The sequence below is a fragment of the Streptomyces sp. R302 genome (genome assembly GCF_012927245.1).
GTDB lineage: Bacteria > Actinomycetota > Actinomycetes > Streptomycetales > Streptomycetaceae > Streptomyces.
In genome coordinates this window covers 246,117-264,637 of sequence record NZ_JABBGE010000004.1, presented here as the reverse complement: position 1 = coordinate 264,637, position 18,521 = coordinate 246,117, and the positions used below count along the sequence as shown (strand labels likewise).

The following is an 18,521-nucleotide window of genomic DNA, read 5'->3' as shown; positions in this document are numbered from 1 at the left end:
TGCTTACCGTATCGGCATGGAAGCACCCTCCCGCACCGTCTCCGGTCAGCCTCCGCCCCTGGTGGGGTACGACGTCTTCGGGTCCGATCGCGCGCTCGCCGAGGCGGTCGACCGCCACCTGCCCGCGGAGCTCCTCGACGGGGCCCGCGAGGAGCTCCGGGCCCTCGGCCGGGCGACCGGCTCGGAGCAGGTCAGGGAGTGGGGCGAGCAGGCGAACGCCTTCCCGCCACGGCTGCGGACCCACGACCGGTACGGGCGACGGATCGACGAGGTGGACTTCCATCCGGCCTGGCACCGGCTGCTCGGCAAGGCGGTGGCGGCGGGCCTCACGGACGCCTGGGACCGGCCGGGCGGGCATGTGCGGCGGGCCGCCGGCTTCCTGGTGGCGACGCAGGCGGAGGCCGGGGTCGGCTGCCCGGTGTCGATGACCCACGCGGCGGTGCCGGCGCTGCGGGCCGAACCGGAGGTCGCGGCGGTGTGGGAGCCGCTCGCGGTCTCCCGGGTGTACGAGCGGGAGTTGCGTCCGGTCGCCGCGAAGGCGGGGGCGCTGCTGGGCATGGGGCTGACGGAGAAGCAGGGCGGCAGCGACCTGCGGGCGATCACGACGTCGGCGCGGCCGCTGGCCGTCGAGGGCGAGTACGTGCTGACGGGGCACAAGTGGTTCTGCTCGGCGCCGATGTCGGACGCCTTCCTGGTCCTCGCGCAGGCCCCGGGGGGTCTCACCTGTTTCCTGGTGCCGCGGGTGCTGGACGACGGGTCCCGGAACGCGTTCGCGCTCCAGCGGCTCAAGGACAAGCTGGGCAATCGTTCGAACGCCTCGGCGGAGGTGGAGTTCGACGGGACGACGTGGGCGCGCCGGGTCGGCGAGGAGGGGCGCGGGCTCCGGACGGTCATGGGGATGGTGGCGGCGACCCGCCTTGACTGCGTCCTGGGCTCGGCGGCGCTGATGCGGCAGGCGGTCGCGCAGGCCGTGCACCACGCCTCGTACCGCTCCGCCTTCGGCGGCCTCCTCGTCGACAAGCCGCTGATGCGGAACGTGCTGGCGGACCTGGCGGTGGAGTCGGAGGCGGCGACCGTCCTCGGGATGCGCCTTGCGGCGGCGTACGACTCCGGTACGCAGCGGGACCGGGCGCTGCTGCGGATCGCGGTGCCGGCGGCGAAGTACTGGGTGACGAAGCGGTGCGTGCCGGTGGTGGCCGAGGCGCTGGAGTGCCTGGGCGGGAACGGGTACGTGGAGGAGTCCGGGCTGCCGCGGCTGCTGCGGGAGTCGCCGCTGAACTCGGTGTGGGAGGGCGCGGGGAACATCCAGGCCCTCGACGTGCTGCGCGCCCTGCGGACGGAGCCGGCGGCGCTCGACGCGTACCTCCGGGAGGTCGGGGAGGCGCGGGGCGCGGACCCCCGCCTCGACCGGGCGATCCGCGGCGTCCTCACCGAGCTGGCCGACCTGGACGGCGTGGAGGCCCGGGCCCGGCGCCTCGCGGAGCGGATGGCCCTGGTCCTCCAGGGCGCGCTCCTCGTCCGCTGGGCGCCGCCGGAGGTCGCGGACGCGTTCTGCGCGGGCCGCCTGGGCGGCGACTCCGGCTCGGCCTTCGGCACCCTGCCGACCGGCCTGGACCTGCGCGCGGTGGTGGAGCGGGCCCGGCCGGTGGAGTGAGACGGGGCATGTTCCGGACGTCGGATGGACGTACGGGGCCGGGCCGCGCGTACGAGGACGGGCCTCGCGTACGAGGCCGGGTCGCGCGTACGAGGCCGGGTCGCGCGTACGAGGCCGGGTCGCGCGTACGAGGCCGGGTCGCGCGTAACGAGGACGGGTCACACGTACGGAGCCGAGCCGCGCGCACAGGAGCACGCGTCGCGTCGCGTTCCCGGAGGTCTGGCCGCGCGTACCAGGGGTGGCCCGGCGGCCCGCAGGGCGGGGCGCGAGGGCGGTACGCGCGGAAGGCGGGGGTGGTGCTGCGCCGACACGGCACCACCACCCGCCGTCACCACCCTCACGCACGGGGGCGGGGCGGGGCCAGAGTTGCAAAGGGTTGCAGGATTACCCGAACCGGGCTCCATGGAGGGCTTCCGGGCGGCACGATGGACCCTCGGCACTGCGAGCTGCGGCCCTGGAGGACAATTCGGACGGGCCGTACGGCGCTCATGACGCTCCGGTCATCCGCCCGAGCACTGCAGAACCGATACAGCACACCGGGTGGCGGGGAGGGACCGATGAACAACACGCGGCTCGACATGAAGCGGCTGGCCACCATGGACGCCGTCCAGGCGGCCCGGCTGCTGCACCGCGTGCGCGACGAGACCCTGGCGGGGCGTACGCCTCCGATCGCTCCCCGCGCGGAGATCGACGCCTCCTGGCGGCGGATGGCCCGGCTCGGGCTCGACCCGGACCAGGGCACGAGCAGCGTGCTGCTCCGCCGCGACGAGCTGGAGCAGCGGCGGCGCAGCACCCTGCTCGCCGAGGTGATGCAGACGCTCAGCTCCGGGCTCGCCGGGATCGCCGACGCCTCGCTCCAGATCATGGTGGTCACCGACGAGCACGGCCGGATCCTCTGGCGCGAGGGCCACCCCTCGGTGATGCGGCAGGCGAACGGCATCTGCCTGGAGGAGGGCGCCGCCTGGGCCGAGCACGCCACCGGCACCAACGCGGTCGGCACCGCGCTCGCCGCCCACCGGGCGGTGCAGGTCCACTCCGCCGAGCACTACGTGCAGTCGCTGCACAACTGGACCTGCGCCGCGGCGCCCGTCCACGACCCGCGCGACCAGCGGCTGCTCGGCGTCCTCGACGTCAGCGGACCGGCCTCCACCTTCCACCCCTCGATGCTGGCCCTCGTCGGCTCGGTCGCCCGGCTCGCCGAGGCCGAGCTGCGCGAGCGGCACCGGGCCACGATCGAGCGGCTGCGGGCGGTGGCCGCGCCGATCCTGTGCCGGGTGGGCGGCCGGGCCGTCGCCGTGGACGCCCACGGCTGGACCGCCGCGGTGACCGGGCTCGCCCCGACGGACCGGATCGCCCTCCCGAAGCGGCTGGGCGCCGGCACGGTCTGGCTGCCCTCGCTCGGGATGTGCGCGGTGGAGCCGCTGCCGGGCGGCTGGCTGCTGCGGGTGGAGGAGGACACGGCGCCGGCCGGTACGGAGTCGGGGGCGGCGAGCCGGGTGGTGCTCGACCTGAGCCGGCCGCGCCGCTGGACGGTGGCGGTCTCGGGGGCGGCGGGGAGCTGGCAGCAGGAGCTGAGCCCGCGCCACGCGGAGCTCCTCTATCTCCTCGCCCTGCACCCGGACGGGCGGACGGCGGCCGATCTGGCGCAGGACGTGTTCGGGGACCGGACGAGGACGGTGACCGTGCGGGCCGAGATGTCCCGGGTGCGGCGGACGCTGGCGGGCGTCCTGGCGCACCGCCCGTACCGCTTCCGCGAGGAGATCGCGGTGGAGGTGCTGCGCCCGGAGCACCCGGACGACCTCCTTCCCCATTCGACGGCTCCGGCGGTCCGGGCGGGGATCGGGGTCTGAGGCCGGGACCGGCACGGCCGGCCGCTCACTCTCCTTCCGTCCACACCGGCCGGTCACACTCCTTCCGTCCACATGCTGGACAGCCCGTCCGGCACCGCCCCGCGTGACCGCCCCGACCCCCGACTCCCCTGGGAATCCCGCGCTCCGCATGATGCGATAAGGGGCATGAGCATCACTCTCACCACCTGGTCCCTGGAACAGACCTCGCCGGACGACCTGCGTCCGGCCCGGGTCCCCGAGGGCGACGACATCGCCGTCCGCCGGGCAGAGGTCCCCTCCCCCGAGTTCAGCCGCTTCCTCTACACCGCGGTCGGCGGCGACATCCACTGGGCCGACCGGCTGTCGCTCCCGTACGAGCGGTGGAAGGAGATAGCGGAGAAGCCGGGTGCCGAGATCTGGGTGGCGTACGACCGGGGGACGCCGGCCGGGTACGTGGAGTTCGACCCGCAGGACGACGGGGTCGTCGAGATCGTCTACTTCGGCCTGATCCCCGCCTTCCGGGGCCGCCGCATCGGCGGCCACCTGCTCACCGAGGGCATCCGGCGCGCCTGGGACCTGGCCGAGCGCTGGCCGGACCGGGAGCCGACCAAGCGGGTCTGGCTGCACACCTGCTCGCTGGACGGGCCGCACGCCATGGCCAACTACGAGCGCCGCGGCTTCCGCCTCTTCGAGACGAGGACGGAGACGGTCGAGGAGACCGAGACGCCCGGCCCGTGGCCCGGAGCGCAGGCCTGAGCGTCCGTCGGTTCGCCGCCATACGGCGCGAAAGGGGCCCTGAGCAGGGCCCCTTTCGCGTGACCCAGGCCACACCGTCTCGCACAGCGAGACGTTCATGTCCACATACCGGACGAAGCTGGACTGCGTCCAAAGTCCCGTGACACGCTTCCGCCATGCCTGGAACTGGAACTGCCTTGGTGAGTCGGCGGCACGTCGACCTCGGCCGCATGTCCAGCGCCATCTGTCCGGCGCGCTGAGCAAGCCAGCACTGCCGCCCCTCCCTCTCTGCCCGACCCTGCTGCGCACCGTCGCGCCACTCTCTGTTCTGCGCGCGAGTGTGCAGGTCAGAGCCGCCCTCTCGCAGTCCCGAAGGACAAGACGCCATGGCCGCCACCCCGGAAAACCCCACTCCCGCCGCCGCCCGACGCAAGACCGGGCGCCACCGTGGCGAGGGTCAGTGGGCCGTGGGGCACTTCACCCCGCTGAACGGCAATGAGCAGTTCAAGAAGGACGACGACGGTCTCAACGTGCGGACACGCATTGAGACGATCTACTCCAAGCGTGGATTCGACTCGATCGACCCCAACGACCTGCGCGGCCGCATGCGCTGGTGGGGCCTCTACACCCAGCGGAAGCAGGGCCTCGACGGCACCAAGACCGGCGTCCTGGAGCCGGAGGAGCTGGACGACGAGTACTTCATGCTCCGCGTCCGCATCGACGGCGGCCGGCTGACCACCCGGCAGCTCCGAGTGATCGGCGAGATCTCCGAGGAGTTCGCCCGCGGCACCGCCGACATCACGGACCGGCAGAACGTCCAGTACCACTGGATCCGGATCGAGGACGTCCCCGAGATCTGGAACCGCCTGGAGGCGGTCGGCCTCTCCACCACGGAGGCCTGCGGCGACACCCCGCGCGTCATCCTCGGCTCGCCGGTGGCCGGCATCGCCGAGGACGAGATCATCGACGGCACCCCCGCCATCGACGAGATCCAGCGCCGGATCGTCGGCAACAAGGACTTCTCCAACCTGCCGCGCAAGTTCAAGTCCGCCGTCTCCGGCTCGCCGCTGCTCGACGTGGCGCACGAGATCAACGACATCTCCTTCGTCGGCGTCGTCCACCCGGAGCACGGCCCCGGCTTCGACGTCTGGGTCGGCGGCGGACTCTCCACCAACCCCAAGCTCGGCGTCCGCCTGGGCACCTGGGTCTCCCTGGACGAGGTCCCCGACGTCTACGAGGGCGTCATCTCGATCTTCCGCGACTACGGCTACCGCCGACTGCGCAACCGCGCCCGCCTGAAGTTCCTCGTCGCCGACTGGGGCCCGGAGAAGTTCCGCCGGGTCCTGGAGGACGAGTACCTCGAGCGGAAGCTGACCGACGGGCCCGCCCCGGCGGAGCCGGCCGGCCGCTGGCGCGACCACGTCGGCGTGCACCGGCAGAAGGACGGCAACTTCTACGTCGGCTTCGCCCCGCGCGTCGGCCGGGTGGACGGCCCCACCCTCACCAAGATCGCCGAAGTGGCGGAGGCGCACGGCTCCGGCCGGGTCCGCACCACCGCCGAGCAGAAGATGATCGTCCTCGACGTCGTCGAGTCGCAGGTCGACTCGCTCGTCGCCGCCCTGGAGGCGCTCGACCTGCGGGTCACGCCGTCGCCGTTCCGGCGCGGCACGATGGCCTGCACCGGCATCGAGTTCTGCAAGCTGGCGATCGTCGAGACCAAGGGCCGCGGCTCCGCGCTCATCGACGAACTGGAGCGCCGCCTCCCGGACTTCGACGAGCCGCTGACCATCAACATCAACGGCTGCCCGAACGCCTGCGCCCGCATCCAGGTCGCGGACATCGGCCTCAAGGGCCAGCTGGTCCTGGACGACGACGGCAACCGCGTCGAGGGCTACCAGGTCCACCTGGGCGGCGCCCTCGGCCTGGAGGCCGGCTTCGGCCGCAAGGTCCGCGGCCTGAAGGTCACCTCGGCCGAACTGCCCGACTACGTCGAGCGCGTCCTCACCCGCTACCGGGCGGAGCGCGAGGACGGCGAGCGCTTCGCCACCTGGGCGGCCCGCGCCTCCGAGGAGGCCCTTTCGTGAGCGAGCGCGCCGCACCGTTCTTCTGCCCGTACTGCGGGGACGAGGACCTGCGTCCGAACGAGCAGGGCCACGGGGCCTGGGAATGCGCCGCGTGCAGTCGAGCCTTCCAGCTGAAGTTCCTGGGGCTCCTCGCCCCGGCGACTTCGAGCAACACCACTGGAGGGGAAGAGATATGACGGACACTCAGATCTCGGATGCGACCACCGACGCCGAGCTGAAGGCGCTCGCCGAGCAGGCCGGGCGCGACCTGGAGGACGCCTCCGCGCTGGAGATCCTCCAGTGGGCCACCGCCACCTTCGGCCCGAGGTTCTGCGTCACCTCCTCCATGGAGGACGCGGTCGTCGCCCACCTCGCCTCCCGCGCCATGCCCGGCGTGGACGTCGTCTTCCTCGACACCGGCTACCACTTCGAGGAGACCATCGGCACCCGTGACGCCGTCGAGGCCGTCATGGACGTCAAGGTCATCACCCTGACCCCGCGTCGGACGGTGGCCGAGCAGGACGCCGAGTACGGCCCGAAGCTGCACGACCGCGACCCCGACCTGTGCTGCGCGCTGCGCAAGGTCCAGCCGCTCCAGGAGGGGCTGACGGCGTACACCGCGTGGGCGACCGGACTGCGCCGCGACGAGTCCCCGACCCGGGCGAACACCCCGGTCGTCGGCTGGGACGAGAAGCGCCGCAAGGTGAAGGTCTCCCCGATCGCCCGCTGGACGCAGGACGACGTCGACGCGTACGTGGCGGAGTTCGGGGTCCTCACCAACCCGCTCCTCATGGACGGTTACGCCTCCGTCGGCTGCGCGCCCTGCACCCGCCGGGTCGAGGCGGGCGAGGACGCCCGCGCCGGCCGCTGGGCCGGCCGCGCCAAGACCGAATGCGGGCTGCACGGCTGATGACCACCCCCGACACCCCCCTGGAGACCCCCGTGACCGGTGCCACCGTCTGGCTCACCGGCCTGCCGAGCGCCGGCAAGACCACGATCGCCTACGAGCTGGCCGGCCGGCTGCGCGAGGAGGGCCGCCGCGTCGAGATCCTCGACGGCGACGAGATCCGCGAGTTCCTCTCCGCGGGCCTCGGCTTCTCCCGCGAGGACCGGTTCACCAACGTGCAGCGGATCGGCTTCGTCGCCGAGCTGCTCGCCTCGCACGGCGTGACCGTCCTGGTCCCGGTCATCGCCCCGTACGCCGACAGCCGCGAGGCGGTCCGCAAGCGCCACCAGGCCGAGGGCACCGCCTTCGTCGAGGTGCACGTGGCCACCCCGGTCGACGTCTGCTCGGTCCGCGACGTCAAGGGCCTCTACGCCAAGCAGGCCGCCGGCCAGATCTCGGGCCTGACCGGCGTCGACGACCCGTACGAGGCCCCCGAGGCCCCCGATCTCCGGATCGAGTCCCAGAACCAGACCGTGCGGGAGTCGGCGGCCCAGCTGCACTCCCTGCTCACCGAGAGGGGTCTCGCATGACGACCGTCGCTCATGTCCACGAGGAGACCGACAGCCCGTTCGCGCTGTCGCACCTCGACTCGCTGGAGTCCGAGGCCGTCCACATCTTCCGTGAGGTGGCGGGGGAGTTCGAGCGGCCGGTGATCCTCTTCTCCGGCGGCAAGGACTCGATCGTCATGCTGCACCTGGCGCTGAAGGCCTTCGCCCCGGCGCCGGTCCCCTTCACGCTGCTGCACGTCGACACCGGGCACAACTTCCCCGAGGTCCTCGAGTACCGCGACCGCGTGGTCGCCGAGCACGGGCTGCGGCTGCACGTCGCCTCCGTGCAGGAGTACATCGACCGCGGCGCCCTCAAGGAGCGCCCGGACGGCACCCGCAACCCGCTGCAGACCGTGCCGCTGACCGAGGCGATCCAGCAGCACCGCTTCGACGCCGTCTTCGGCGGCGGCCGGCGCGACGAGGAGAAGGCCCGCGCCAAGGAGCGGGTGTTCTCGCTGCGCGACGAGTTCTCGCAGTGGGACCCGCGCCGCCAGCGCCCCGAGCTGTGGCAGCTGTACAACGGCCGGCACGCCCCCGGCGAGCACGTCCGCGTCTTCCCGCTGTCCAACTGGACCGAGCTGGACGTCTGGCAGTACATCCAGCGCGAGGAGATCGAGCTCCCGGAGATCTACTTCGCCCACGAGCGCGAGGTCTTCGCCCGCAACGGCATGTGGCTGACGGCCGGCGAGTGGGGCGGCCCGAAGGAGTCGGAGACGGTCGAGACGCGGCTGATCCGCTACCGCACGGTCGGCGACATGTCCTGCACCGGCGCCGTCGACTCCGACGCCACCACGCTCGACGCCGTCATCGCCGAGATCGCCGCCTCCCGCCTCACCGAGCGGGGCGCCACCCGCGCCGACGACAAGATGTCCGAGGCCGCGATGGAAGACCGCAAGCGCGAAGGGTACTTCTAACCATGAGCACGTCCACCGAGCAGCCGGCCGCCGAGCTGGCCGCCACCACCCTGCTGCGCTTCGCCACCGCCGGCTCCGTCGACGACGGCAAGTCCACCCTGGTCGGCCGCCTCCTGCACGACTCCAAGTCGGTCCTCGCCGACCAGCTGGAGGCCGTCGAGCACGCCTCCCGCTCACGCGGCCAGGAGGCGCCGGACCTGGCGCTGCTCACCGACGGCCTGCGGGCCGAGCGGGAGCAGGGCATCACCATCGACGTGGCGTACCGCTACTTCGCGACCCCGCGCCGGCGGTTCATCCTCGCCGACACCCCGGGGCACGTGCAGTACACCCGGAACATGGTCACCGGCGCCTCGACGGCCGAGCTGGCCGTGGTCCTCGTCGACGCCCGCAACGGCGTCGTCGAGCAGACCCGCCGGCACGCCGCCGTCGCCGCCCTGCTCCGCGTCCCGCACGTGGTCCTGGCCGTGAACAAGATGGACCTCGTCGACTACGCGGAGCCCGTCTTCGCCGCGATCGCCGAGGAGTTCACCACGTACGCCTCCGAGCTCGGCGTCCCGGAGATCACCGCGATCCCGATCTCGGCGCTCGCCGGCGACAACGTGGTGGAGCCGTCCTCCAACATGGACTGGTACGGCGGCCCCACCGTCCTGGAGCACCTGGAGACCGTCCCGGTCAGCCACGACCTGACGGCCTGCCACGCCCGCTTCCCGGTGCAGTACGTGATCCGTCCGCAGACGGCCGAGCACCCCGACTACCGGGGCTACGCGGGCCAGATCGCGGCCGGTGCCTTCCGGGTCGGCGAGGAGATCACCGTCCTGCCCTCGGGCAAGACCTCCACGATCACCGCGATCGACGCGCTCGGCGAGCCGGTGGACATCGCCTGGGCCCCGCAGTCGGTGACGATCCGGCTCGCCGACGACATCGACATCTCGCGCGGCGACCTGCTCGCCCCGAGCGCCGACGCCCCGGCGACCAGCCAGGACGTGGAGGCGACGGTCTGCCACGTGGCGGACCAGCCGCTCACCGTCGGCCAGCGGGTGCTGCTCAAGCACACCACCCGCACGGTCAAGGCGATCGTCAAGGAGATCCCGTCCCGGCTCACCCTGGACGACCTCTCCCAGCACCCGGAGCCCGGGCGGCTCGTCGCCAACGACATCGGCCGGGTGAAGGTCCGCACGGCGGAGCCGCTGGCGCTCGACGCGTACGCCGACTCCCGCCGCACCGGTTCGTTCCTGCTGATCGACCCGGCCGACGGCACCACGCTCGCGGCGGGCATGGCGGGCGAGTCCTTCGCCACCGCCAAGGCCGTCGCGGCCACCGAGGACGAGGAAGGCTGGGACTTCTGATGAGGCATCAGGACTTCTACGGCGCTTTCGCGAAGGAAGGGGGCCGGGTGGGTTCCGGCGCCCTCGGCGCAGGCAGGGGCGGTGTCGCGCGATGTGCGTGCTGACCGCCTCCGCGCACGGCCGTCGCCGTGCGGCGACGCTCCACCCGCACCGCCGTAGACGCAGACCAGAAGCCCACTGAACCGAGGGGAACACCTCCCGTGCCTGCCACCTTCCGCACCACCCCGCTCCGCGGCCTCGCCACCGCCGCCGCGCTGGCGCTCCTGATCGGCGCGCTCGCCTCGTGCGGCTACGGATCCCAGGCCAAGAACGGCAAGGAAAAGGTGGCGGCGACGGGCGAGAAGCTCTCCGCCGACTCCGTCCGGCTCGGGTACTTCCCCAACCTGACCCACGCCACCGCCCTGGTGGGTGATCAGGAGGGCATCTTCCAGAAGGAGTTGGGCGGCACCCGGCTGGACGTCTCGACGTTCAACGCCGGCCCCTCCGAGATCGAGGCGCTCAACGCCGGCTCGATCGACATCGGCTTCATCGGCCCCTCCCCGGCGATCAACGGCTACACCAGGTCCAAGGGCTCCAACCTCCGCATCGTCGGCGGCTCCGCCTCCGGCGGCGTCAAGCTGGTGGTGAACCCGGAGAAGATCAAGACCCTGGCCGACGTCAAGGGCAAGCGGATCGCGACCCCGCAGCTCGGCAACACCCAGGACGTCGCCTTCCTCGACTGGATCTCCGAGCAGGGCTGGAAGGTCGACGCCCAGAGCGGCAAGGGCGACGTCTCCGTCTTCCGCACCGACAACAAGGTGACCCCGGACGCCTACAAGTCCGGTTCCATCGACGGCGCCTGGGTCCCGGAGCCGACCGCCTCCAAGCTCGTCAGCGAGGGCGCCGAGGTCCTCCTGGACGAGTCGGCGCTGTGGCCGGACGGCAAGTTCGTCATCACCAACATCATCGTCTCGCAGACGTTCCTGAAGGAGCACCCGGACGTGGTGGAGGCCGTGCTGCGCGGCTCGGTGAAGACCAACGCCTGGATCGACGCCAACCCGGAGAAGGCGAAGGAGTCGGCCAACTCCAAGCTGAAGGAGCTGTCCGGCAAGCCGCTCGGCGCCGAGGTCATCGACGGCGCCTGGCCGTCGATCCGGTTCACGGACGACCCGCTGGCCGCCACCCTCCAGGCCCAGGCCGACCACGCGGTGGAGGCCGGTCTCCTGGAGCGGCCCGACCTCAAGGGCATCTACGACCTGAAGGCGCTCAACAAGGTCCTCAAGGCCGAGGGGCGGCCCGAGGTCGCCGACGCCGGACTCGGCGTCAAGTAACCAGCCAACCCGCTGCTACCCAGGAGGTGACGACCATGGCCACGCCCACGACGCTCGCCAAGGCCGAGGACCGCGCGACCACCACCGGTCACGCCGCGCGTCTCGCGCACGTCTCGAAGTCCTTCGGCGGCCCCGCCGGCGGCCAGCTCGTCCTGGACGACATCTCGCTCGATGTCGCCCCCGGCGAGTTCGTCACCCTTCTGGGAGCCTCGGGCTGCGGAAAGTCCACGCTGCTCAACCTGGTCGCGGGGCTCGACCGGCCGTCCGCGGGGTCCATCGAGACCCCCGGCGGCCGGCCGGCCCTGATGTTCCAGGAGCACGCCCTCTTCCCGTGGCTGACCGCCGGGAAGAACGTCGAGCTGGCCCTGAAGCTGCGCGGGGTGCCGAAGGCGGAGCGCCGCCCGGAGGCCGAGCGGCTGCTCGAACTGGTCCGGCTCGGCGGCGCGTACGGCAAGCGGGTCCACGAGCTGTCCGGCGGCATGCGGCAGCGCGTGGCGCTGGCCCGCGCCCTCGCGCAGGCCAGCGACCTCCTCCTGATGGACGAACCGTTCGCCGCGCTCGACGCCATCACCCGGGACGTGCTCCACGACGAACTCACCCGGATCTGGCGGGAGACGAACCTCTCCGTCCTCTTCGTCACCCACAACGTGCGCGAGGCCGTGCGGCTGGCCGAGCGCGTCGTCCTCCTCTCCTCCCGGCCCGGCCGGATCGCCCGGGAGTGGACCATCGACATCCCGCAGCCGCGCCGCATCGAGGACGCCGCCGTGGCGGAACTGTCCGTCGAGATCACCGAAGAACTGCGTGGGGAGATCCGCCGCCATGGCCAGCACTGAGACACCCGTCCGCAAGGGCGACGACCTCGCGGGCCTGGAGGCCGGACTCGACGCGCTGGACAGCGTGCAGATCCGCCGCACCCCGGTGCGCGAGGTGCTCCTGAAGAAGGTGCTGCCGCCGGTCCTGGCGATCGTGCTGGTCCTCGCGCTCTGGCAGCTGCTCGTCACCCTGGAGGTCGCCGACGCGGGCAAGCTGCCCTCGCCCGGCGCGGTCTGGGACAGCCTGGCGACGATGTGGCTGGAGGGCACCCTCTTCGGGGTGCTGTGGACCAGCGTCTCCCGCGCGCTCCTCGGCTTCCTGCTCGCCCTGGCGATCGGCACCCCGCTGGGGCTGCTCGTCGCCCGGGTGGGCGTGATCCGCACCGCGATCGGCCCGATCCTGGCCGGCCTCCAATCGCTGCCGTCGGTGGCCTGGGTGGCGCCGGCCGTCCTCTGGCTGGGCCTCAACGACTCGATGATGTTCGCGGTGATCCTGCTCGGCGCCGTCCCGTCCATCGCCAACGGCCTGGTGGCCGGCGTCGACCAGGTCCCGCCGCTCTTCCTCCGCGCCGGCCGGACGCTCGGCGCGACCGGGCTCAGGGGCGCCTGGCACATCGTGATGCCGGCCGCGCTGCCCGGCTACCTCGCGGGCCTCAAGCAGGGCTGGGCGTTCTCCTGGCGCTCCCTGATGGCCGCCGAGATCATCGCCTCCTCCCCCGACCTGGGCCTCGGCCTCGGCCAGCTCCTGGAGAACGGCCGCAACAACTTCGACATGCCGGGGATCTTCCTCGCGATCTTCCTCATCCTGCTCGTCGGCATCGCGATCGACCTGCTCTTCTTCAGCCCGCTGGAGCGCGCGGTCCTGCGCCGCCGCGGCCTGCTCGTGAAGGCCTGACCCGATGCGTACGTCCCCGGCCCTCCTCGTCATCGCCCACGGCAGCCGCGACCCGCGGCACGCGGCGACCGTCCAGGCGCTGGTGCGCCGGGCCGGCGCGCTGCGGCCGGGGGCGCGGGTGGAGACCGCGTTCCTGGACTTCAACCTGCCGTCGGTGGCGGGCGTCCTGGACCGGCTCGCCGCCGAGGGGGTACGGGACGTGGTGGCGCTGCCGCTGCTGCTGACCCGGGCCTTCCACGCGAAGGCCGACATCCCCGCCGTCCTGCGCCAGGCCCCCGCTTCCCTGCGGATCCGTCAGGCGGAGGTCCTCGGCCCGTCCCCGCTGCTCCTCGCGACGGTGGAACGGCGCCTGTACGAGGCCGGGCTCACGCCCGCCGACAAGAGCACCACCGGGGTCGTCCTGGCCTCGGCGGGCTCCTCCGACCCGGAGGCGATCGCGGCGATCGCAGAAACGGCGCGGGAGCTGCGGCGCACCGGTTGGTGCTCCGTGCGACCCGCGTTCGCCTCCGCATCTCTCCCCACCACGGCCGAGGCGGTCCGCGCCCTGCGCGCCGAACCGGGCGTCCGCCGGGTGGCGGTGGCCCCGTACGTGATCGCCCCCGGCCGCCTCCCCGACCGCATCGCCGCCGGCGCCGCGGAGGCCGACGCCTTGGCGGACGTCCTCGGCCCCTCCCCCGAGCTCGCCGCCCTCCTCATGGACCGCTACCGGGAGGCCCTGCGCGCCCCGGAGCGTCTGGCGGTCGCGGCCGGCTAGTCGGCGGCGGTCATCTCCACCAGTTTGCGGACGGTGTTCCAGTTGCGGGCGGTGGCGACGAGGCCCTTGTTCAGGGACGGGCGCAGGACGGCCTCGGCGAGTTTGGAGCGGCCGAGGCCGTCGGGTGTGTAGAGGTACAGGACGCGGTCGCCGAGGGCGAAGGACTCGGGGGCGAAGGCTTCGGCGTCGACGGCGGCGAAGCGGTCGGGGGTCACCGGGGCGGAGTAGTAGACGGCGTGCAGCTGCTTGCCCTCCAGGCCGGCCGCCGGGAAGGGGCAGGCCTCGGCGACGGCGGTCAGGTAGGCGCCGTCGCGGACCAGGCAGTCGCAGGTGAAGCCGAAGCGCCGTTCGATGGCCTGTTCGATGGCGGTGGCGAGGGTGGCCTCGGGGGCGTCCGAGTCGGTGGTGAAGACGGCGTTGCCGCTCTGGAGGTAGGTGCGGACGCCGCGGTGGCCCAGGCCTTCGAGGAGCTCGCGCAGCTCGGCCATGGGCAGCTTGCGGTGACCGCTCACGTTGATGCCGCGGAGGAGGAGCGCGTACGTCGTGGTCATGCGCCCCACCTTAGGGGCCACCGCGCCTCGTGGGGGGCGGCGCGGTGGCTGGATCGAACCCTCTCCGATGGGCGGGCGGGAGCGGAAGGGCCGTCACGGAGTTGTGACTTATCAAACAAGGTTTCGTAATGACGGGGGGTGCGGGCAGGGGTGGGAGACTTCGGGCAGGCACGTACCAACGGGTAGGGAGAGAGTGATGGACGAGGCGAGGGCGCGGGAGATCCTGGCGGCGGCGGGGCTCGCGGCCGGCGGGGCACGGCTCCTCGCGCTGGGTGAGAACGCGGTCTTCGCGGTGGACGGCCTGGTCGTGAAGGTGGGCCGGTCCGCCGAGCTGTTCGCGCGGGCGGAGCGCGAGGTGGCGCTGGCCGGCTGGCTCGCGGAGGCCGGGGTACCGGCGGTGCGGGCGGCGGAGAAGGAGCCGCGCCTCGTCGAGGGTCATCCGCTGACCTTCTGGCATCCGCTGCCGGAGGCCGTACGCCCGGCCGAGCCGCGCGATCTGGCGCCGCTGCTGCGGGCGGTGCACGCGCTGCCGGAGCCGGCGGGTCTCGTCCTGCCCCGGCGGGAACTGCTGGGCGGGGTGGAGCGGTGGCTGCGGCTCGCCGGGGAGGCGATCGACCCGGCGGACGCGGCCTTCCTCCGGGAGCGGCGGGATGCCTTCGCCCCGGCGGCCGCGGCGCTCACCCCGCACCTGGCCCCCGGCCCGATCCACGGCGACGCCCTGCCCCGCAACGTGCAGGTGGGGCCGGACGGGCCGGTCCTGATGGACCTGGAGACCTTCTCCTCCGATCTGCGCGAGCACGACCTCGTGGTCCTCGCGCTCTCCCGGGACCGGTACGGCCTGGACCCGGCGGCCTACGACGCCTTCACCGAGGCGTACGGCTGGGACGTGCGGGAGTGGGAGGGGTGCGCGGTGCTGCGCGGGGCGCGGGAGACCGCGAGCTGTGCCTGGGTGGCCCAGCACGCGCCGCACGACCCGAAGGCGCTGGCCGAGTTCGAGCGGCGGGTGGCGTCGCTGCGGGAGGGCGATCCCGAGGTCCGCTGGTATCCCTTCTGACCGGTGCCCGTCTCCCTGCCGACTGGTACGCGTTCCACTCGGGCTGCCATCATGATCCTTGTCGAACCGGCATACGGGAACGGGGTGTTGTGATGCGCGTGCGGCTGTCCGAAGTGAGTCTCGACGTCGAGGTGAGCGGCGAGGGGCCGGTGGTCCTGCTCCTGCACGGCTTCCCCGACAGCCACACCCTGTGGCGCCATCAGGTGCCGGTGCTCAACGCCGCCGGTTTCCGCACGGTCGCCCCGACGCTGCGCGGCTTCGGCGGTTCGGACCGTCCGGAGGGCGGCCCGGAGGCGTACCACCCGGCGAAGCACGTCGGCGACCTGCTCGAACTCCTCGCGCACCTGGAGGTGGACCGCTTCCACCTGGTCGGCCACGACTGGGGGTCCGCCGTCGCGCAGGGGCTCGCCTCGGCGGTGCCGGACCGGGTGCGGAGCCTGGGCCTGCTGTCGGTGGGGCACATCACGGCGGTCCGGGGCGCGGGCTGGGAGCAGAAGCAGCGCTCCTGGTACATGCTGCTGTTCCAGCTGGCCGGGCTCGCCGAGGACTGGCTCTCCCGGGACGACTACGCCCAGCTGCGGGAGATGCTGGCCGAGCACGCGGACGCGGAGCCGGTGATCGAGGCGCTGCGCGCGCCGGGGGCGCTGACGGCCGCCCTGAACATCTACCGCTCGGGCTTCCCGGCGGAGGCGCAGTTCGGCCCGGACGTTCCGGTGCCGCCGCTGCCGGCCGGGGTGCCGGTGATGGGCGTCTGGTCCACCGGGGACCGCTTCCTCACCGAGCGCTCGATGGAGCGGACGGCCGACGCGGTCAGCGGCTCCTGGCGGTACGAGCGGGTCGAGGACGCGGGGCACTGGCTCCAGCTGGACCGGCCGCAGGCCGTGAGCGAGCTGCTGCTGTCGTTCTTCAAGGAGAACGCCTGACCGGAAGCGGACCTCCTGGCCGAGTCCTCCGTCAGGGGGTCACGGCGACCGGCTCGCCGCGCAGGGGCCACACCGGGTCGATCACCGCGTCCTGGTCGCCCTTGCGCCGCAGGAAGTCCTGGAAGTTCTCGGCCCAGGCGCGGTACCAGCCGATCTGCCGCTCGTGCAGCTCGGCCGGGTCGAGGGCGGCCACCTGCGGATGCCGGTCGGCTATCGCGAGGGCGACGCGGACGGCGGCGAGGGCGTCGGCGGACGCCTGGTGGGCGCTGGTGAGCTCCACGCCGTACTCGCCGCAGACCGCCTCCAGGGTGCGCTTGCCGCGCCGGTAGCGGTCGACGGCCCGGTCGATGGTGTACGGGTCGAGGACGGGGCCGATGCCGGCGCCGCCCATCCGCTCGGCGAGCGAGGGCAGTCCGTGCCGGCGCAGCTCGGCGGAGAGCAGGCTGAGGTCGAAGGAGGCGTTGTACGCGACGACCGGGACGCCCCGGGACCAGTAGCCGGTCAGGGTCTCGGCGACCTCGTCGGCGACCTCGCGGACCGGGCGGCCCTCGGCGGCGGCGCGCTCGCTGCTGATGCCGTGGATGGCCGAGGCCTGTTCGGGGATGCGGACGCCGGGGTCGGCGAGCCAGTCCCGCTGTCCGGTCACCGTGCCGCGGCGGACCTCGACGATCGACGCGGTGACGATGCGGGATTCGAGCGGGTCCGTCCCCGTCGTCTCCAGGTCGAAGCCGACCAGTGGTTCCCCATGCCAGACCATCGGGTCCTCCTTACGTGATCTCCCCCGTGGTGCTCACACCCTCGCACGCGCCTCTGACAACGCGGCCGGAGGGGCGGGGCAGGCGGGGCACGGGGCTCTCAGGAAACGGGCCGGGAGTCCAGCCAGACGGACTCGAACTCCTCCCGGTAGGTCTCGAAGAGTCCGTGGTCCGCGTCACGTCCGGGGGTCTCGTGGCGGACGACGGTGCGGCCGCCGCCGCGCAGGACGAGGACGGGGGCCTCCATGCCGCGGGCCTTGCGGAGGTAGGACTGGACGACGCCGACGCCGTCGGGGCCGTCGCCGTCGACGAGGTAGGCGGTGAAGCGGGGGGTCTCGTCGAAGACGTGGATCTGGAAGGCGTCGGGGTCGCGGAGCTTGGAGCGGACCCGGCGCATGTGCAGGATGTTCATCTCGACGGAGCGGCTCAGCTCGCCCTTGCGGATGCCGAGCTCCCGCTCGCGGCGTTTGACGGCGCTGCTGGCGGGGTTGAGGAAGAGGAGCCGTATCCGGCAGCCGGACTCGGCGAGGCGGACCATGCGGCGGCCGGAGAAGTTCTGCACGAGCAGGTTCAGGCCTATGCCGGTGGCGTCGAGGCGGCGGGCGCCGCCGAAGAGGTCCTCGGCGGGCAGCTGGCGCTGGAGCCGGACGCGGTCGGGGTGGACGGAGACGACGTCGGCGTACCGGTCGCCGACGAGGTCCTCGACGGCGTCGACGCGGAGCCGGTCGGAGGAGGGGACGCCGGCGCCGCTGCCGAGGATCTCCAGGATGCGGGCGGAGGCCCGTTCGGCCTGGGCGAGGACGGTGGGCGAGAGGGCCCGGTTGCGGGAGACGACGTTGCGGGTCACCTCCAGTTCGTCGAGGGCGAGTTCGACCTCGCGCCGGTCGTCGAAGTAGGGCTCGAAGCAGGGCCAGTGCTGGACCATCAGCTCGCGGAGCTGGGGCAGGGTGAGGAAGGAGAGGACGTTGTCGTCGGCGGGGTCGAGGAGGTAGCCCTTGCGGCGGGAGACCTCGCGGACGGCGACGGCCCGGCGGACCCATTCCTGGCCGGCCGGGCCCGCGGCGGCGACGACCCACTCGTCGCCGTGGACGGGCTCGTAGACGGGCCGGAGGACGGCGGCGACGACGGCCCGCATCCGCTGTTCGACGAGGTTGAGCCAGATGTAGGCGCGGCCCGCGCGCTGGGCGCGGGTGCGGACCTCGCCCCAGGCCTCGGCGCCCCAGTCGAGCTCGGCGCCGATCTCCACGGGGCGGGCCACCTGGACCGCGCCGGGGGGCGCGGCCTGGCCGGTGGGGAGGATCACCGTGGGCGGTTCCTCCCCGGGGTCGGCCGGTCCCCCCTCGTGACCCGCGTCACCTGGGGGCAGCTCAAGGCCTCCCGAGCTCACCCGCGCACCGCCTTCTGCTCTGGACGCCCGTCCCGATTCTTCCGA

19 protein-coding genes are annotated in these 18,521 nt (G+C 73.0%); 16 read left to right on the top strand and 3 right to left on the bottom strand.

Annotation, left to right across the window (positions count from 1 at the left end):
* Window positions 1–16 precede the first annotated feature (16 nt).
* From HHL19_RS14185 to HHL19_RS14125, 14 genes are all read left to right on the top strand, one after another.
* On the top strand, window positions 17–1,654 hold the full coding sequence (locus HHL19_RS14185; protein ID WP_169089361.1) for an acyl-CoA dehydrogenase family protein: 1,638 nt from the start codon (window positions 17–19) through the stop codon (window positions 1,652–1,654).
* 557 nt (window positions 1,655–2,211) lie between these two features.
* Complete coding sequence (locus HHL19_RS14180; RefSeq protein ID WP_169089359.1) at window positions 2,212–3,504, top strand: helix-turn-helix domain-containing protein; 1,293 nt, start codon at window positions 2,212–2,214, stop codon at window positions 3,502–3,504.
* 165 nt (window positions 3,505–3,669) lie between these two features.
* Complete coding sequence (locus HHL19_RS14175; protein WP_169089357.1) at window positions 3,670–4,239, top strand: GNAT family N-acetyltransferase; 570 nt, start codon at window positions 3,670–3,672, stop codon at window positions 4,237–4,239.
* Window positions 4,240–4,394: 155 nt separating this feature from the next.
* On the top strand, window positions 4,395–4,478 hold the full coding sequence (locus HHL19_RS38495) for a putative leader peptide (RefSeq protein ID WP_311136957.1): 84 nt from the start codon (window positions 4,395–4,397) through the stop codon (window positions 4,476–4,478).
* Between the two features lie 126 nt (window positions 4,479–4,604).
* Window positions 4,605–6,302: a nitrite/sulfite reductase gene (locus HHL19_RS14170; protein ID WP_169089355.1), complete on the top strand. Its 1,698-nt coding sequence runs from the start codon at window positions 4,605–4,607 to the stop codon at window positions 6,300–6,302.
* Window positions 6,299–6,478, top strand: coding sequence for a hypothetical protein (locus HHL19_RS14165; RefSeq protein WP_169089353.1), 180 nt, complete (start codon window positions 6,299–6,301; stop codon window positions 6,476–6,478). The genes HHL19_RS14170 and HHL19_RS14165 overlap by 4 nt, the downstream gene beginning before the upstream one ends.
* A complete protein-coding gene (locus HHL19_RS14160) occupies window positions 6,475–7,191 on the top strand; it encodes a phosphoadenylyl-sulfate reductase (RefSeq protein ID WP_169089351.1) in 717 nt (238 codons plus the stop codon). Before HHL19_RS14165 ends, HHL19_RS14160 begins: the two co-directional genes overlap by 4 nt.
* A complete protein-coding gene (cysC, locus tag HHL19_RS14155) occupies window positions 7,191–7,757 on the top strand; it encodes an adenylyl-sulfate kinase (RefSeq protein ID WP_169089349.1) in 567 nt (188 codons plus the stop codon). Before HHL19_RS14160 ends, cysC begins: the two co-directional genes overlap by 1 nt.
* The gene (gene cysD / locus HHL19_RS14150; protein WP_169089347.1) at window positions 7,754–8,689 is read left to right on the top strand and encodes a sulfate adenylyltransferase subunit CysD; all 936 of its coding nucleotides are present in this window, start codon (window positions 7,754–7,756) and stop codon (window positions 8,687–8,689) included. Before cysC ends, cysD begins: the two co-directional genes overlap by 4 nt.
* A gap of 2 nt (window positions 8,690–8,691) precedes the next feature.
* Window positions 8,692–10,035, top strand: coding sequence for a GTP-binding protein (locus HHL19_RS14145; protein ID WP_169089345.1), 1,344 nt, complete (start codon window positions 8,692–8,694; stop codon window positions 10,033–10,035).
* A gap of 200 nt (window positions 10,036–10,235) precedes the next feature.
* Window positions 10,236–11,345, top strand: a complete 1,110-nt coding sequence (locus HHL19_RS14140; protein WP_169089343.1) for an aliphatic sulfonate ABC transporter substrate-binding protein — start codon at window positions 10,236–10,238, stop codon at window positions 11,343–11,345.
* Window positions 11,346–11,380: 35 nt separating this feature from the next.
* Window positions 11,381–12,178, top strand: coding sequence for an ABC transporter ATP-binding protein (locus HHL19_RS14135; protein WP_169089341.1), 798 nt, complete (start codon window positions 11,381–11,383; stop codon window positions 12,176–12,178).
* A complete protein-coding gene (locus tag HHL19_RS14130) occupies window positions 12,165–13,052 on the top strand; it encodes an ABC transporter permease (RefSeq protein WP_169089339.1) in 888 nt (295 codons plus the stop codon). Before HHL19_RS14135 ends, HHL19_RS14130 begins: the two co-directional genes overlap by 14 nt.
* A 4-nt stretch (window positions 13,053–13,056) precedes the next feature.
* Window positions 13,057–13,806: a sirohydrochlorin chelatase gene (locus tag HHL19_RS14125; RefSeq protein ID WP_169089337.1), complete on the top strand. Its 750-nt coding sequence runs from the start codon at window positions 13,057–13,059 to the stop codon at window positions 13,804–13,806.
* Here the strand turns inward: HHL19_RS14125 and HHL19_RS14120 are convergent.
* Entirely contained in the window at window positions 13,803–14,357 is a 555-nt protein-coding gene (locus HHL19_RS14120) for a DUF1697 domain-containing protein (RefSeq protein ID WP_169089335.1), read from the bottom strand. The genes HHL19_RS14125 and HHL19_RS14120 overlap by 4 nt on opposite strands.
* A 196-nt stretch (window positions 14,358–14,553) precedes the next feature.
* Between HHL19_RS14120 and HHL19_RS14115 the strand changes: the two genes are divergently transcribed.
* Both HHL19_RS14115 and HHL19_RS14110 read left to right on the top strand, forming a co-directional pair.
* On the top strand, window positions 14,554–15,411 hold the full coding sequence (locus tag HHL19_RS14115) for an aminoglycoside phosphotransferase family protein (protein WP_169089333.1): 858 nt from the start codon (window positions 14,554–14,556) through the stop codon (window positions 15,409–15,411).
* Between the two features lie 92 nt (window positions 15,412–15,503).
* Window positions 15,504–16,334: an alpha/beta hydrolase gene (locus HHL19_RS14110; RefSeq protein ID WP_169089331.1), complete on the top strand. Its 831-nt coding sequence runs from the start codon at window positions 15,504–15,506 to the stop codon at window positions 16,332–16,334.
* A 31-nt stretch (window positions 16,335–16,365) separates the two neighbouring features.
* On the opposite strand, the gene HHL19_RS14105 is transcribed toward HHL19_RS14110, so the two are convergent.
* Together HHL19_RS14105 and HHL19_RS14100 are read right to left on the bottom strand one after the other, a co-directional pair.
* A complete protein-coding gene (locus tag HHL19_RS14105) occupies window positions 16,366–17,091 on the bottom strand; it encodes a 3'-5' exonuclease (protein WP_169089329.1) in 726 nt (241 codons plus the stop codon).
* Window positions 17,092–17,189: 98 nt separating this feature from the next.
* Window positions 17,190–18,476 carry an SAV2148 family HEPN domain-containing protein gene (locus tag HHL19_RS14100; RefSeq protein ID WP_169089327.1) on the bottom strand — a complete coding sequence of 429 codons (1,287 nt, stop codon included), beginning with the start codon at window positions 18,474–18,476 and terminating at the stop codon, window positions 17,190–17,192.
* Between the last annotated feature and the right edge of the window lie 45 nt (window positions 18,477–18,521).